The following is a 14,558-nucleotide window of genomic DNA, read 5'->3' on the forward strand; positions in this document are numbered from 1 at the left end:
TCATATTGTATGACCAGATGACGCAAATCAAGCCGCGTTCAGAAAGCGCCGCAAAAAACGGTTCAGGGAGAGGCATTGAATGTCTGACCAGAAGAGGAAACTCCGGTCTCAGGCCTGGTTCGGCACAGCCGACAAGAACGGCTTCATGTACCGGTCCTGGATGAAGAATCAGGGGTTTCCGGCACATCAGTTCGACGGCAAGCCCGTCATCGGCATCTGCAATACCTGGTCTGAACTCACCCCCTGCAACGCACATCTTCGCGGTGTTGCCGATCGGGTTAAGCAAGGCATCTACGAGGCGGGCGGCCTGCCGGTAGAGTTCCCTGTCTTCTCGAATGGCGAGTCGAACCTCCGCCCCACAGCCATGATGACCCGCAACCTTGCCAGCATGGACGTCGAGGAGGCGATCCGCGGCAATCCCGTCGATGGGGTCGTGCTGCTGGTCGGCTGCGACAAGACCACGCCGGCCTTGCTCATGGGCGCGGCAAGCTGCGATGTCCCGGCCATCGTCGTCAGCGGCGGGCCGATGCTGAACGGCTACCACAAGGGCAAGCCCGTCGGCTCCGGCACGCTCGTCTGGCGGATGAACGAGCAATACAATGCCGGCGAGATCAGCCTCGACGAGTTCATGGCCGCCGAGCAGTCCATGTCGCGCTCGGCTGGCTCCTGCAACACGATGGGCACGGCCTCCACCATGGCCTGCATGGCCGAATCCCTTGGTGTGACGCTGCCCGAGAACGCCGCCATTCCCGCCGTCGATTCCCGGCGCTATGGCCTTGCGCACCTTTCCGGCATGCGCGCCGTGGAGATGGTGAAGGAAGACCTTGCCCTCTCCAAGCTCCTTACCCGCGAAGCCTTCGAGAACGCGATCCGCGCGAACGCCGCAATCGGCGGATCGACGAACGCCGTCATCCACCTGAAAGCCATCGCCCAGCGGATCGGCGTCGATCTCACGCTTGATGACTGGCAGACGCTGGGCGCGGACGTGCCGACCATTGTGGACCTGCAGCCCTCCGGCCGGTTCCTGATGGAGGAATTCTACTATGCCGGCGGCTTGCCTGTCGTCCTGCGCCGCCTCGGTGAACTCGGCCTCCTGCACCGCGGCGCGCTGACGGCGAACGGCAAGCCGATCTGGGAGAACGTCAAGGACGCGCCCTGCCACAATGACGAGGTCATCCGCCCGCTCGGCAATCCGCTGGTCGCAAGCGGCGGCATCTGCATCCTTCGCGGAAACCTCGCCCCGCGCGGCGCCGTGCTGAAGGTTTCGGCCGCTACGCCAGAGCTGCTGAAGCATCGCGGCCGCGCCGTCGTCTTCGAAGACTTCAAGGACTACAAGGCCCGCTTTGCCGATCCTGATCTCGACATAGACGAGACCTCTGTCATGGTGCTGAAGAATTGTGGACCGAAAGGCTATCCGGGCATGGCTGAAGTCGGGAATATGGGCCTGCCGCCGAAACTGCTGAAGCGCGGGATCACCGATCTCGTCCGCATTTCGGACGCGCGGATGAGCGGCACCGCCTTTGGCACCGTCGTCCTGCATGTGGCACCTGAAGCGGCAGAATTCGGTCCTCTCGCCGCCGTGCGCAATGGCGACATGATCGAACTCGATGCGCGCGCGGGCCGGTTGCATCTCGATATCCCGGATGAGGAGCTCGAGGCCCGCCTCGCTGAGCTTCGGGCCAGTACCGTCGCCCAACCTGCCGGAGGATATGAAGGCCTCTACCGCCGGCATGTGCTGCAGGCCGATGAAGGCTGCGATTTCGATTTTCTTGTTGGCTGCCGGGGCGCCGCCGTCCCGCCCCATTCCCATTGAGCAATACTGCCATGACCACCCCTGCCCCACTTACAAACACCTATCCGAGCCTCGCCGGCCGGACTGTCTTCATTACGGGTGGTGCGACGGGGATCGGCGCCGAGCTGGTCAGTGCATTTGCAGCCCAGAAGGCAAAGGTCAGCTTTGTGGACCTGCAGAAGGATGCGGGCAAAAGCCTTGCAGACACAACCGGCGCCAGCTTCTTCGAATGTGATCTACGCGACACCTGCAAGCTTGCCGACATCATTGCAAAGGTCGGCGAGGCGAACGGCCCGATCAGCGTTCTCGTCAACAATGCCGCCGACGATACGCGCCACGATTTTCGCGAGGTTACTGAAGCCTATTGGGATGACAGGATCGCGGTGAATCTCCGCCACGCCTTCTTCGCGATCAAGGCCGCGCATTCCCAGATGCTTGAGGCCGGCGGCGGCTCCATCGTCAATTTCGGCTCGATGAGCTGGTATGAATGCCAGGGCGGCATGACCGGCTACACCACGTCCAAGGCCGCCATCGAGGGCATGACGCGCGGCCTTGCCCGCGATCTCGGCGCCGACAATATCCGCATCAACACGCTGGTGCCGGGCTGGGTGATGACACCGAAGCAAAAGGCAATGTGGGTCGGCGAAGAGGTAAAGCGCGAGATCGAACGCGGTCAGTCGCTGAAGAGCGAGCTGCTGCCGCAGGATATCTGCGCCATGGCGCTGTTCCTCGCCTCGGACGATGCGCGGATGTGTACGGCCCAGTCGTTTATAGTCGACGGCGGCTGGATCTGAATTCTAGAATAGAAAGAAAAACGGGAGGCCAAATGAAACAGCTTATCACGCTAATTGTTAGCGCTATCGCTATCGCAGGGTGCGGTTCCGGAAGCTCGGAGGGCGGCGCCGACGACCAGCTCACCGTCGGTTTCTCTCAGGTTGGCTCCGAAAGCGGTTGGCGGACGTCGTTTACGCAGGCCGTGCAGGCCGAAGCGCGCGACCGGGGCATCGACCTGAAATTCTCCGACGCACAGCAGAAACAGGAAAACCAGATCCGCGCTGTGCGCAGTTTCATTGCCCAGGGCGTCGATGCCATTGTCATCGCGCCCGTCGTCGAAACCGGCTGGAAGCCCGTGCTGACGGAAGCCAAGCGCGCCGGTATCCCGGTCGTCATCGTCGACCGTAACATGGCGCTCGAAGATGACAGCCTGTACCTCACGCGCGTTGCGTCCGACTTCGTCGAGGAAGGCCGCAAGGCCGGCCGCTGGCTGATGGAAGAGACGGGCGGCGATTGCGACATCGTCGAGCTACAGGGCACGGTCGGCGCCACGGCCGCCATCGACCGCATGACCGGCTTCAATGAGGTGATCGCCAACTACCCCGATGCCGAGATCGTCATGACACAGACGGCAGACTTCACCCGCGCCCGCGGCAAGGAAATCATGGAGACCTTCCTGCGCGCCATGGACCCTGCCGATATCTGCGCGGTCTGGGCGCATAATGACGAGATGGCGCTCGGCGCGGTGATCGCCATGAAGGAAGCCGGTATCGATCCAGGCGACGACATTCTCGTCGTCTCCGTCGATGCCGTGCCGGACATCTTCAAGGCCATGGCCGATGGCGACACCAACGCCACGGTCGAGCTGAGCCCGCATATGGGCGGCCCGGCCTTCGACGCAATCGAGGCGCATCTGCGCGGCGAGAGCGTGGAAAAGCTGATCTCGGTGAATGGCGACCTCTTCACCCAGGAGACCGCCGCCGAGGAATACCAGAAGCGGACCGCCGGCTGAGCCAATGACTGCTGCCACGTCGCTACTCTCCCTCCGCGGGGTCCGGAAGGAATTTCCGGGCGTCGTCGCACTGGACGATGTCGACTTCGAGGTGAGGCCCGGCGAGGTCCACGCGCTGCTCGGCGAAAACGGCGCGGGCAAGTCGACACTGATCAAGGTGCTGACAGGCGTCTATCCGCGCGATGGCGGGGAAATGTCGCTGGGCGGCGAGACGCTGTCGCCGCAATCGGTTGGCGAAGCACAGGCGGCGGGGATCAGTACGGTGTACCAGGAGGTCAATCTCCTGCCCAACCTGTCGGTCGCGCAGAACCTCCTGCTCGGGCGCGAGCCGCGGCGCTTCGGCCTGACCGACTGGAAGCAGATGAATGCCAAGGCGCGCGAAACGCTGAAGCGATTCCGTCTCGACATCGACGTGACCCGCCCGCTGGGTGCGTTCTCCGTCGCCATCCAACAGCTTGTCGCGATTGCCCGAGGTGTCGACCAGCGCGCGAAAATTCTTGTCCTTGATGAGCCGACGGCAAGCCTGGATGCCAGCGAAGTCGAGGTGCTATTCGACATCCTGCGCGACCTGCGGACCGCCGGGCTGGGCGTGGTCTTCGTCACCCACTTTCTCGACCAGGTCTATGCGCTATCGGACCGGATAACGGTGCTGCGTAATGGCAGGAAGATCGGGACGTTCGAGACAGCCGAACTCCCTCGCCCGAAACTCGTCGAGCACATGCTGGGCTATGAGCTCCAGGGCACGGCCAGCAGCCACGCAAGCCGCGGAACAGTAACAGAGGGAAACGACGCGGCGCTGGAAATGGACAGTGCCTGCGTATCGGGTTCGGTGCAGGAGATCAGCCTGGCGGCGCAATCGGGCGAGGCGATCGGTCTTGCCGGCCTGCTCGGTTCCGGGCGCACCGAAGTCTGCCGCGCACTCTTCGGTCTCGACACGCTTTCCAGTGGCCGGATTCGCCGCAATGGCCGCGATGTGCACATCACATCGCCGCGCGGCGCCATTGCAAAAGGCATCGCGCTGTGCCCGGAGGACCGCAAGGCAAACGGCATCGTGGGCGAGCTTAGCGTGCGGGAGAATATTGCCCTCGCCTTGCAGGCCCGGCGCGGCTGGTGGCGGCCCATTCCGGCCCGTGAGAAGCGCGCCATGGCCGAGAAGGCGATTACCGATTTCAAGATTGCGACACCTGACGCCGACAAGCCCGTCCGCCTTCTCAGTGGCGGCAACCAGCAAAAGGTCATCCTCGCGCGCTGGCTCGCCATCGCGCCGGATGTGCTGCTCCTGGACGAGCCGACACGCGGCATTGATGTCGGCGCTCATGCTGAAATCCTGCGCCTCATCCACCAGCTCTGCGAGCGCGGAATGGCGTTGATTGTGACGTCTTCGGAACTGGAAGAACTCGTCGCCTTCAGCCACCGCGTCATCGTGCTGCGCGACTTCCGCCAGATCGCAATGATCGAAGGCGAGGACATCACAGAGGACGCCGTCTTGCAGGCGATTGCCTCATGACCGGGCCGAAGTCGATCATTTCCACACTGCAGCGCCACGGCGCGCTCTGGCCGCTGGTCGCGCTCGGCCTCATCTGGCTGGTCATCATCATCGTCAATCCGGGCTTCTTTGCTTTCACCATTCAGGACGGGCGAGTGTTCGGCGGCGTCATCGATATCTTCAATCGCGGCGCACCGGTCGCCCTGATCGCCATCGGCATGTCGCTCGTCATTGCTACTGGCGGAATCGACTTGTCGGTCGGAGCCGTGATGGCGATTGCGGGCGCCGTCGCGGCCAATCTCATTGTCGGGACGGACCTGCCCGCGCCGCTGATCATCCTCGCCGGCCTCGGCGCAGGCCTTGCCGCCGGGCTGTTGAACGGCACGCTCGTCGCGGGGTTTGGAATCCAGCCGATTGTCGCGACCCTCATCCTGCTCGTCGCCGGGCGCGGCGTCGCGCAGCTCCTGAACGATGGCCAGATCATCACCTTCCAGAACGAGGCCTTCGCCTTTGTCGGGGTCGGCACACTGCTCGGCCTGCCCATGCCAGTCTGGCTGGTCCTGTTCGTTCTCGCTGCGATGCTGTTGATCACCCGCCGGACAGCGCTCGGCCTGTTCGTTGAGGCGGTTGGCGCAAATGCCTCGGCGAGCCACTATGCCGGCGTTCCCGTGCGCGCCATCAAGCTGACTGTCTACGCGATTGCCGGCCTCTGCGCGGCGCTCGCAGGCCTCGTCGCAACCGCCGACATCCAGGGCGCCGATGCGAACAATGTCGGCCTCTGGATCGAGCTCGACGCCATCCTCGCCGTCGTCATCGGCGGCACCAGCCTGATGGGCGGGCGGTATTCGCTCGTGCTCGCTGTTGTTGGCGCGCTTATCATCCAGTCGCTCAATACCGCCGTCGTGTTGTCGGGCATTCCGCCGAAGTTCAACCTGGTGATCAAGTCGGCCGTGATTGTCGCCGTTCTGATGCTGCAGTCGCCGGTCGCGCAGGCCCAACTTGCCTCGCTGCGCAGGAGGTTCACCGCATGATCCCGGCCCGCCACGCGCCCGTCCTCGTCACCGCAGGTCTCTTCGCAGCGCTCTTCATCCTCGGCGCGCTGCAGTATGACGGCTTCGGTACGCTGCGTGTCTTCCTCAACCTGTTCACCGACAATGCCTTTCTCGCGGTGACCGCCATCGGCATGACCTTCGTCATCCTGTCCGGCGGCATCGACCTGTCGGTTGGGGCGGTCATCGCCTTCACCGGCGTGCTGACCGCCGTCCTCATACAGGCGGGCTGGCCGCTATGGCTGGTATTTCCGCTCGTGCTGGTCATCGGCGGGACGTTCGGCGCCGGCATGGGATGCCTGATCCACTTTTACAGGCTACAACCCTTCATCGTGACGCTTGCCGGCATGTTCCTGATGCGGGGGCTCGCCGTCGTGGTCAGCGAACGCTCCGTGCCCATCGAGCATTCTGTCTATGACGCGGTAAACGCGGCGGGCGTCATGCTGCCGGGCCGCGCCTTCATAAGCGCTCAGGCGATCATGCTCGTCATCGTGCTCGCCGGCGCTCTCATCCTTGCCCACTACAGGCGATTTGGAACCTATGTCTACGCCATGGGCGGCAATGCGGAATCGGCCCGCCTGATGGCTGTGCCTGTCGCGCGCACCACGATCGGCATCTATGCCCTCAGTTCCTTCCTCGCCGCTCTCGCCGGGATCATGTTTTCCTTCTACACCTCATCGGGCTACGCCCTCGCCGCTGTCGGTCTCGAGCTGGATGCGATTGCCGCAGTGGTCATCGGCGGCACGCTGCTCACCGGGGGCTATGGCTATGTGATCGGCACGCTTGTCGGCGTGATGCTGATGGGTCTTGTGCAGACCTACATCGCCTTCAACGGCTCGCTGAACAGCTGGTGGACCAAGATCGTCATCGGCGTCCTGGTGCTCATATTTGTCTGTCTCCAGAGGATCCGGATACCCACCAGGGCTGCGACAGGGTCCGCCCGCGAATGACGGTCTGCTACACCCGATAGCGATATCCAGGAAGTCCGCGCGCATTCGTTCGCAGCACGAACAGGCCACCAGATTTCGGAAGCGCGCTCAGGCTTTGCCCATCAAGCCCCTCCCGTGCGGACGTCACGAAGACAAGGTTCATGTCTGGACCGCCAAAGGCGGGACAAGTCGGTTGCGGCGCAGGCAAGTCAATCGCACTGAGCGCGTCGCCATCCGGCGAGAAGACGGCAAGCCTGCCACCGCCCCACAGCGCAGACCAGTAACGCCCTTCGCTGTCGACCGTTGCGCCATCCGGCGCCCCCTGCTGCGGCTTCGCGAAGACAGATGATGCGCCTTTTTCATCGCGCCGGCGGATGACGCCTTCCATCGTATCGGCATAATACATTGCATCGCCGGATGGAGACCAGGCCAGGCCATTCGGTATGCCCAGTCCCGGTATCTCCAGCCTGACGCCAGACGCCCCGGCCAGCCGGTAAAAGCCTGTCTCGCAGGGCGTTTCACCGCCCCCTTCATGCATGGATCCTGCCCAGAAACTCCCGTCCGGACCAACCTTTCCATCATTCAGCCGCACATTGTGAGCCTCAAGTTCGGGCGGCCGCGCAAGCCAGTCGATCTTGCCGGTTTCCGGCTCGAAAAGCGCAAACCCGCTCTCGAAGGCGCAGACAAACCGGCTGTCATCGCCTTCAACGAGGCCAAAGGATCCCAGGCGCTCAGGTAGGCCAAAAGACTGTACCGAGCCCACCGGCCAGGTCAGGCGAAACATCCGGCTTTCCTGAATATCGGTCCACCAGACCGTCTGGTCGCTCGCCCGCCAGACAACACCCTCGCCCAACGTATTGGCGACATCGATGATGTCGATCAGCTCAACTTCGATCATGCCTATTCGCCTTGGCCCGGCGCATTGGGGAATTCGAGTGCCTTGTAGTATCCCAGGTCGTGCGCGGGCGGTTCCGTCCCTGCAGGCAAATCAAGTCCGTTGACGCTCATCCAGTAAGCCAGTGAAGCGTCCCGCCACCAGCGGGCCTCCTTTGACTGAATGTCGAGATAGGCCGAAACCTCCCGAAACCGCTCGCGATCAATGGCGCCCTCGAGAGACTGCCAGTGCACCTTCAGCTCGCCCACCTGGGACACGCCACGATCATAGTGATCGACCAGCGCCTCCCAGAGCGTGCGCCCGGATTTCATCTCATGGTCCCATGGCACGCGGTGGAACCAGAGGAGCAGTTCCTCAGGGGTCGTGGCGATATCGGACCAATTCTCCCGCAACGGTTCGGCATACTGCGCGATGGCATTGGAGCCCGTCTGCGTCCGGTCGAACCCGATCGCTTCCTTTGTGGCGCGGTGATAGTAATAGGGCGTCCAGTCCGCCCGGCCGAGATCGTCCACCCAGGGTGCCGGCCCATAATGGTGCCCTGTGCCCATGAGATGGGTGAGCCCGAGCGGTGTCATGTAGTTCACCACCGCCTCGCGCGACGCCATCATCATGTCCACGATCACGTCACGCGCCTCGGGCCCCGTACTGAAGGTCAATGCCGCCCAGTCCCGCGCAATTCTTTCTGCCGACGCCTCCGGATCCCAGGCCAGACGGCCGAAAGCGTACCAATTGGCCTGATCGAAATGCGAACCGGTCCAGTTCCGGTCACTGCCAATATTCGAAACGCCAGCGATGGCGGTCAGCGGTTCGCCCGTCAGCGCTCCATCGACGACTTTCGCGACCGTCGATCCCTGACCGTAAGCGTAGGTGTCTGCCGACAGCACCTCCTCCCAAAGCGTGCCGAGATAGGCGAGATGCGTCGAGAAGCCGAGATACTCCTTGGTGACCTGAAGCTCGAGCGCCAGCGGTGTGACTTCCATTGCGCCAAAAAGCGGATGGAAGGGCTCGCGTGGCTGGAAGTCGAGCGGTCCATTCTTCACCTGGACGATGACATTATCGCGGAAGGCCCCGTCCAAGGGTTTGAATTCCGTATAGGCCTGCTTGACCCGGTCCTCCGGCTCCTCGGCCGAATAGACGAAGGCGCGCCACATCACGACGCCGCCATGGGGCTCAAGCGCGTCGGCCAGCATGTTGGCGCCCTCGGCATGGCTGCGGCCATAGTCCTGCGGGCCGGGCTGGCCTTCCGAGTTCGCCTTGACGAGAAAGCCGCCGAAGTCGGGAATGCGGGCATAGATCTCGTCCGCCTTGGCCTGCCACCATTCCTGCACATCTTCGTTGACCGGGTCCGCCGTCGGCAGCCCGCCCAGCTCCATGGGCGCTGAGAAACGCGCGGTGAGATACACCTTGATCCCATAGGGCCGGAATACATCGGCCAGCGCCGCGACTTTCTCCAGGTATGGCGGCGTCAGCACGGTCGCGTCGGCATTCACATTGGTCAGGGACACACCATTGATCCCGATCGACGCATTGGCGCGGGCATAGTCCTCATAGCGCCGGTCGAGAAAATCCGGCAGGAGGTGCCAGTTCCAGATCGATTGGCCCGCATAGCCGCGCTCGACATGACGGTCGAGATCATCCCAATGGTTCAACAGCCGGAGGTCGACAGAGGGCGCCTCCTCAACGGAGAGGCCGCGCACATCTTCACCGCGCGAGGTCCGCATCAGAAGATCGAAAACGCCATACATCAGGCCGGCGTCCGACTGGCCCGCAATCAGCACGGCATCACCGTCACCTGTGGCCAGGGTGCTGATGGTGTAGCCATCCCGCCCCAGACCCGAGACGTCCGGGCGATCGGTTTGCGCAAGGCCATCGGTGCAGGCTGCACTTGCCAGGACAAGCGACCCCCGGCCAGGCGCTTCGCCGCGCGGCAGCTTGTTTCCGGTCAGGGACTCGAATGCGATATCCAGCTCATCCAGCGATTTCCGGATGGTGGGAGACGGATCATCGCAGCCCGTGACAATGTTCGAAGGCGTATAGGCAACACCGCTCGCAGGGGCCGTGTATCGCAGCCAGAGCCGGTATCCATCTTCCGCCTGCGCCAGCGGGACGATCAGTACCGTCGCCAGCGCAGCAAGGGCCATAGCTCTGAAGCGCATCGCATTCCTCCCATTGTCATTTTTTATCTCCGGAATGGCCGGAATCGGCGGGTTGCGGGTTGTCGCCGGTAGAAATGTTAGCGTACAACATTTTCAGCAACAAGCACGCGCAAAATCCATGCGCCCACCGCGGGCTCCCTACGCCCCAACTCGTCCTCGGGAGGATAGAACTCAATGAAAAACGCATTTTCCAGAAGCAGCTGGCTGGCCACAACATGCGCCATCGCGATGCTGACGGCCTGTAACGCCAATGACGCGACAACGGCCGGACAAACCGGGGCAGCGCCAGCGGCGCAGGACACACAGGCCGCTGAGGCGCCCGCCGTTCTGCCTTACATGAACCCGGACCTGTCACCGGAAGAGCGCGCGAAAGATCTCGTCTCGCGCATGACGCTGGAAGAAAAAGCGTCCCAGATGTACGACAAGGCCGCCGCCATTCCGCGCCTTGGCATCCATGAATACAACTGGTGGAACGAAGCGCTGCACGGTGTGGCCCGCGCCGGTCATGCTACGGTCTTCCCGCAGGCCATCGGCCTTGCCGCAACCTGGGACGAGGACCTGATGCTTGAGGTGGCGACGACCATCTCCGACGAAGGCCGCGCGAAGCATCATTATTACGCCGCCGAAGACGTCTACGCCATGTATGGCGGCCTCACCTTCTGGTCGCCCAATATCAACATTTTCCGCGATCCCCGCTGGGGCCGCGGCCAGGAAACCTATGGCGAGGACCCGTTCCTGACGGGCCGCATGGCCGTCAATTTCGTCAATGGCATCCAGGGCGATGACGACAAGTATCTGAAGGCCGTGGCGACCGTGAAACACTATGCCGTTCACTCCGGCCCGGAACCGTCCCGCCACCGGGACGACTATGTCGCGACCGATGCCGACCTCTGGGAGACCTATCTGCCGGCCTTCAAGATGGCGATGGATGAAGCTGACGTGGAATCGGTCATGTGCGCCTACAATGCCGTCTGGGGCGCCCCGGCCTGTGCATCCGAACGCCTGATGGTCGATCTCCTGCGCGGCGATCTCGGCTTTGATGGCTATGTCGTGTCGGACTGCGGCGCAATCGGCGACTTCTACTATGATGAGGAGAAAGTCGCAGCGGGCGAAGCGCCCTATGTCGCGCATGATTATGTCGACACGCGCGCCGAAGCAGCCGCCGTTGCCGTGAAGATGGGCACCGACCTCAATTGCGGTGACGGTGAAGGCAACAAGATGGACGCCCTGCCGGAAGCCGTGGCGCAGGGACTGATCGATGAAGAGACGATCGATCAATCGGTCATCCGTCTGTACACAGCGCTCTTCCGCCTGGGCATGTATGACGACCCATCCCTCGTTCCGTATGCAGATACTTCGATTGATATCGTCGCAAGCGATGAGAACATCGCGCTGTCGGAAGAGACAGCGCGCAAATCCCTCGTCCTGCTGAAGAATGACGGCATCTTGCCGCTCGCGGACGATACGAAAGTCGCCGTGATCGGGCCGAATGCCGACAATTGGTGGACGCTGGTCGCCAACTATTATGGCCGCCCCACCCAGCCGGTCACGGCGCTGGAAGGGATAAAGGCCAAGGTCGGCGAGGAAAATGTCACCTATGCGCTCGGCTCTACCATCGCTGGCGACATCTACTCCGACTACAAGCCGGTGCCGGCGAATGTGCTCTTCCATGAAGACGAGAGCGGCGAGCTCGTTTCCGGCGTTCAGGCTGCCTATTACGAGGACAAGTTCATCTCCGGCGAGCCATTGCTCGAACAGGTCGAGGACAACATCGACTTCTACTGGGAGCGCACGCCCGGGACGAACGGCCTCAACGATGAGTTCGGCGCCATCTGGCAAGGCGTAATCGTCCCTGAAGAAGATGGCGTCTACCGCTTCCAGCCGTCTCGCTGGTCAAAGGTCGAAATCGATGGCCGCGAAGTCGGCGAAACCGATGATGTCGAAATGAAAGCAGGTGAGCGCTATCCGTTCACGATGACGCTGAATTTCGATAGCGGCTGGCCGCGCGACCAACTCGACAAATACGCCTATCTCAACTGGACAAACGTCTCGCGTGACCTGGAGGCCGAAGCCCTCGCCGCTACCGAGGACGCTGATGTCATCCTGTATTTCGGCGGCATCGACGCCAATCTTGAAGGCGAGGAAATGGGGGTCGAGCTCGACGGCTTCCTTGGCGGGGACCGCACGCATCTGAAGCTGCCCGCGCCGCAGGAAGCGCTCGTCAAGAAGCTTCACGCAACGGGCAAACCGGTCGTGATGGTCAACTTCTCGGGCAGTGCGATGGCGCTCAACTGGGAAGATGAAAACCTGCCCGCCATCGTGCAGGCCTTCTATCCCGGTGAAAAGGCCGGCGAGGCGATCGCCGACCTGCTCTGGGGCGAATACAGCCCATCCGGGCGCCTGCCGGTGACCTTCTACAAGTCCGTCGAAGACCTTCCGGATTTCCTCGACTATTCGATGGAAAACAGGACCTACAAGTATTTCGAGGGCGAGCCGCTCTACCCGTTCGGGCATGGGCTGAGCTATACCGCGTTCAGCTATTCCGATGTCGGCGTCGCGGGCGATTACGTGCCGAGCGAAGACCTTACCGTCAGCGTCGACGTGACCAATTCCGGTGACATGGCCGGCCGGGAAGTCGTGCAGGTCTACCTCACTCGCACCGACCGCCCGAACCGGTCGGTGCCGAAGGTCGAACTCGTCGGATTTGACGTTGTCGATCTCCAGCCCGGTGAAACCGCGAGTGTTGAAGTGACGGTCCCGGCAAGCCAGGTCGGCTATCATGACGAGAACGGCAATCTCACCTTCCCGGAGGCAGGAAGCTTCACAGTCTCCGCAGGCGGTGGCCAGCCGGGCTTTGCCGAAAATGTCTCATCGGTCGAGGTCGCGGTTGCCGGCGACTAGCCACCGGACCTGCCAGAACTGATTGGCGGCGGGCGCGGGAGCGTCCGCCTTTTTTCTATGCGGGCGTCACGGGGCAGTATTGCCGGACGAAATCCTCATGCGCGGGCAATTGCTGCACGGCCCGCTCGATCTGCGCACGCTGCCCATCGAGCGCCCCTTTGAGTTTGTCATCGGGGAACATGTGTCCGACCGCATGCCACCCGGTCGGGTAAAGCCCCTGCCCCATCATGACCTGGACCCAGGAGTCGGTCAGGAACAGCTCGTCGCAATTGTGATAGGCATAGGCGCTCTCCCGGAACAGCGCGATCCGTTCGGCGAGCGTATCCGGGATATCCATCGCCTTGCGCCCGCGCCAGAAATCGGAATCCTCGCGCTCGGTCAGCTTGTAGTGAAGGATCAGGAAGTCGCGCACCTGTTCGAGTTCGCGGTTCATCTTGCGGCTGAAGAGGTTCGCAAGGTCCTCCGTCACGCCGTGATAGGGAAAGAGTGCGACGAGATCGGCGACACCGCGCTGGATGAGGTGGATGCTGGTCGATTCCAGCGGCTCCAGAAAGCCGCCCGACAGGCCGAGTGCGACACAGTTCTTGTTCCAGGCACGCTTGCGGCGCCCTGTCCGGAAGCGGATCAGACGCGGGTCGGTGCGCAGCGGCCCGTCGATGGCGTCTCGCAGTTTCTTCTCGGCCTCATCCGGATCGAGGTAATTGCTGTCGAAAACGATGCCATTGCCAACACGGTGCTGAAGCGGGATCCGCCAGCGCCACCCGCCCTCATGGGCAATCGCGCGGGTATAGGGGATGGCCGGCCCGGTCGCCTCCGACTGCGCGGCCACCGCAGCATTCATCGGAAGCCAGTCGCTCCAGTCGTCGAAACCGGTCTTCAGCGCCTGCTCGATCAGCAATCCACGAAAGCCTGTGCAGTCGATGAAGAGATCGCCCTCGATGCGTTCGCCCGATTGCAGCTTCAGCGCTTCGATGAAGCCGGTCTCACCCGATTGCTCGACATGCTCGATCAGGCCTTCGACGCGCCGCACGCCCTTCTGCTCACTGAAGGCCCGCAGGAATCGCGCATAGGCCGTCGCGTCGAGGTGGTAGGCATAGTTGAGCACCGACTTGTCCGGCGCGGTGTAGAACTTGTCCGCCCGCGCGGCCTTGAGCTCGAGGCAATAGTCGTCGAGCGAGCCGCCAAACCCATGGCTCTTCGCATGCAGCCAGAGATGATGAAAAGGCGCCACCCAGGTGTGGCGGCCGAGCGTGCCAAACGAGTGGATGTAGCGATGGCCGGGCTTCAGCCAGCCTTCGAACTCGATACCAAGCTTGAAGGTCGCGCCGGTGGCCTTCATGAAATCGGCTTCGCGAAGGCCCAGATGCGCATGGAAAGTGCGTTGCGTCGGGATGGTCGCTTCACCAACGCCGACCGTGCCGATCGTGTCGGATTCAATGAGCGTGATCTCAAGCGCCGGGCCGAGATGGTGCGACAGTCCTGCCGCCGCAATCCAGCCCGCCGTGCCGCCACCGGCAATCACAACGCGCTTCACCAGATTTGTCTGCGTATCACTCATGAGGTT

The 14,558-nt window shown here is 62.6% G+C and carries 10 protein-coding genes; 7 read left to right on the forward strand and 3 right to left on the reverse strand.

Annotation, left to right across the window (positions count from 1 at the left end):
* Positions 1–79: 79 nt before the first annotated feature.
* Genes D1227_RS12145 through yjfF form a run of 6 tightly spaced genes read left to right on the forward strand, consistent with a single transcriptional unit; the run spans position 80 to position 7,063 of the window.
* The gene (locus D1227_RS12145) at positions 80–1,813 is read left to right on the forward strand and encodes an IlvD/Edd family dehydratase (protein WP_119404863.1); all 1,734 of its coding nucleotides are present in this window, start codon (positions 80–82) and stop codon (positions 1,811–1,813) included.
* A gap of 11 nt (positions 1,814–1,824) precedes the next feature.
* Entirely contained in the window at positions 1,825–2,586 is a 762-nt protein-coding gene (locus D1227_RS12150) for an SDR family NAD(P)-dependent oxidoreductase (protein WP_119404864.1), read from the forward strand.
* Positions 2,587–2,618: 32 nt separating this feature from the next.
* On the forward strand, positions 2,619–3,578 hold the full coding sequence (locus D1227_RS12155; RefSeq protein ID WP_119404865.1) for an ABC transporter substrate-binding protein: 960 nt from the start codon (positions 2,619–2,621) through the stop codon (positions 3,576–3,578).
* 4 nt (positions 3,579–3,582) lie between these two features.
* Positions 3,583–5,085, forward strand: coding sequence for a sugar ABC transporter ATP-binding protein (locus D1227_RS12160; protein ID WP_119404866.1), 1,503 nt, complete (start codon positions 3,583–3,585; stop codon positions 5,083–5,085).
* Positions 5,082–6,095 carry an ABC transporter permease gene (locus D1227_RS12165; RefSeq protein ID WP_119404867.1) on the forward strand — a complete coding sequence of 338 codons (1,014 nt, stop codon included), beginning with the start codon at positions 5,082–5,084 and terminating at the stop codon, positions 6,093–6,095. The genes D1227_RS12160 and D1227_RS12165 overlap by 4 nt, the downstream gene beginning before the upstream one ends.
* The gene (gene yjfF / locus D1227_RS12170) at positions 6,092–7,063 is read left to right on the forward strand and encodes a galactofuranose ABC transporter, permease protein YjfF (RefSeq protein ID WP_119404868.1); all 972 of its coding nucleotides are present in this window, start codon (positions 6,092–6,094) and stop codon (positions 7,061–7,063) included. The genes D1227_RS12165 and yjfF overlap by 4 nt, the downstream gene beginning before the upstream one ends.
* 7 nt (positions 7,064–7,070) lie before the next feature.
* Here the strand turns inward: yjfF and D1227_RS12175 are convergent, their stop codons facing one another.
* Together D1227_RS12175 and D1227_RS12180 are read right to left on the reverse strand one after the other, a co-directional pair.
* Positions 7,071–7,940, reverse strand: coding sequence for an SMP-30/gluconolactonase/LRE family protein (locus D1227_RS12175; protein ID WP_119404869.1), 870 nt, complete (start codon positions 7,938–7,940; stop codon positions 7,071–7,073).
* Between the two features lie 2 nt (positions 7,941–7,942).
* Positions 7,943–10,093, reverse strand: a complete 2,151-nt coding sequence (locus tag D1227_RS12180) for an alpha-glucuronidase family glycosyl hydrolase (RefSeq protein ID WP_199288321.1) — start codon at positions 10,091–10,093, stop codon at positions 7,943–7,945.
* Between the two features lie 174 nt (positions 10,094–10,267).
* On the opposite strand from D1227_RS12180, the gene D1227_RS12185 reads away from it, so the two are divergent.
* Entirely contained in the window at positions 10,268–12,994 is a 2,727-nt protein-coding gene (locus tag D1227_RS12185) for a glycoside hydrolase family 3 C-terminal domain-containing protein (RefSeq protein WP_119404871.1), read from the forward strand.
* Between the two features lie 55 nt (positions 12,995–13,049).
* On the opposite strand, the gene D1227_RS12190 is transcribed toward D1227_RS12185, so the two are convergent.
* A complete protein-coding gene (locus D1227_RS12190; RefSeq protein WP_119404872.1) occupies positions 13,050–14,552 on the reverse strand; it encodes a tryptophan halogenase family protein in 1,503 nt (500 codons plus the stop codon).
* Between the last annotated feature and the right edge of the window lie 6 nt (positions 14,553–14,558).

The sequence above is a fragment of the Henriciella mobilis genome, from assembly GCF_003576315.1.
Classification (GTDB): Bacteria; Pseudomonadota; Alphaproteobacteria; order Caulobacterales; family Hyphomonadaceae; genus Henriciella; species Henriciella mobilis.

Coding starts and splice junctions, on each gene's coding strand:
- D1227_RS12160 (WP_119404866.1), top strand. CDS start 3,583: ATGACTGCTGCCACGTCGCTACTCTCCCTCCGCGGGGTCCGGAAGGAA.
- D1227_RS12155 (WP_119404865.1), top strand. CDS start 2,619: ATGAAACAGCTTATCACGCTAATTGTTAGCGCTATCGCTATCGCAGGG.
- D1227_RS12150 (WP_119404864.1), top strand. CDS start 1,825: ATGACCACCCCTGCCCCACTTACAAACACCTATCCGAGCCTCGCCGGC.
- D1227_RS12185 (WP_119404871.1), top strand. CDS start 10,268: ATGAAAAACGCATTTTCCAGAAGCAGCTGGCTGGCCACAACATGCGCC.
- yjfF (WP_119404868.1), top strand. CDS start 6,092: ATGATCCCGGCCCGCCACGCGCCCGTCCTCGTCACCGCAGGTCTCTTC.
- D1227_RS12190 (WP_119404872.1), bottom strand. CDS start 14,552: ATGAGTGATACGCAGACAAATCTGGTGAAGCGCGTTGTGATTGCCGGT.
- D1227_RS12180 (WP_199288321.1), bottom strand. CDS start 10,093: ATGCGCTTCAGAGCTATGGCCCTTGCTGCGCTGGCGACGGTACTGATC.
- D1227_RS12165 (WP_119404867.1), top strand. CDS start 5,082: ATGACCGGGCCGAAGTCGATCATTTCCACACTGCAGCGCCACGGCGCG.
- D1227_RS12175 (WP_119404869.1), bottom strand. CDS start 7,940: ATGATCGAAGTTGAGCTGATCGACATCATCGATGTCGCCAATACGTTG.
- D1227_RS12145 (WP_119404863.1), top strand. CDS start 80: ATGTCTGACCAGAAGAGGAAACTCCGGTCTCAGGCCTGGTTCGGCACA.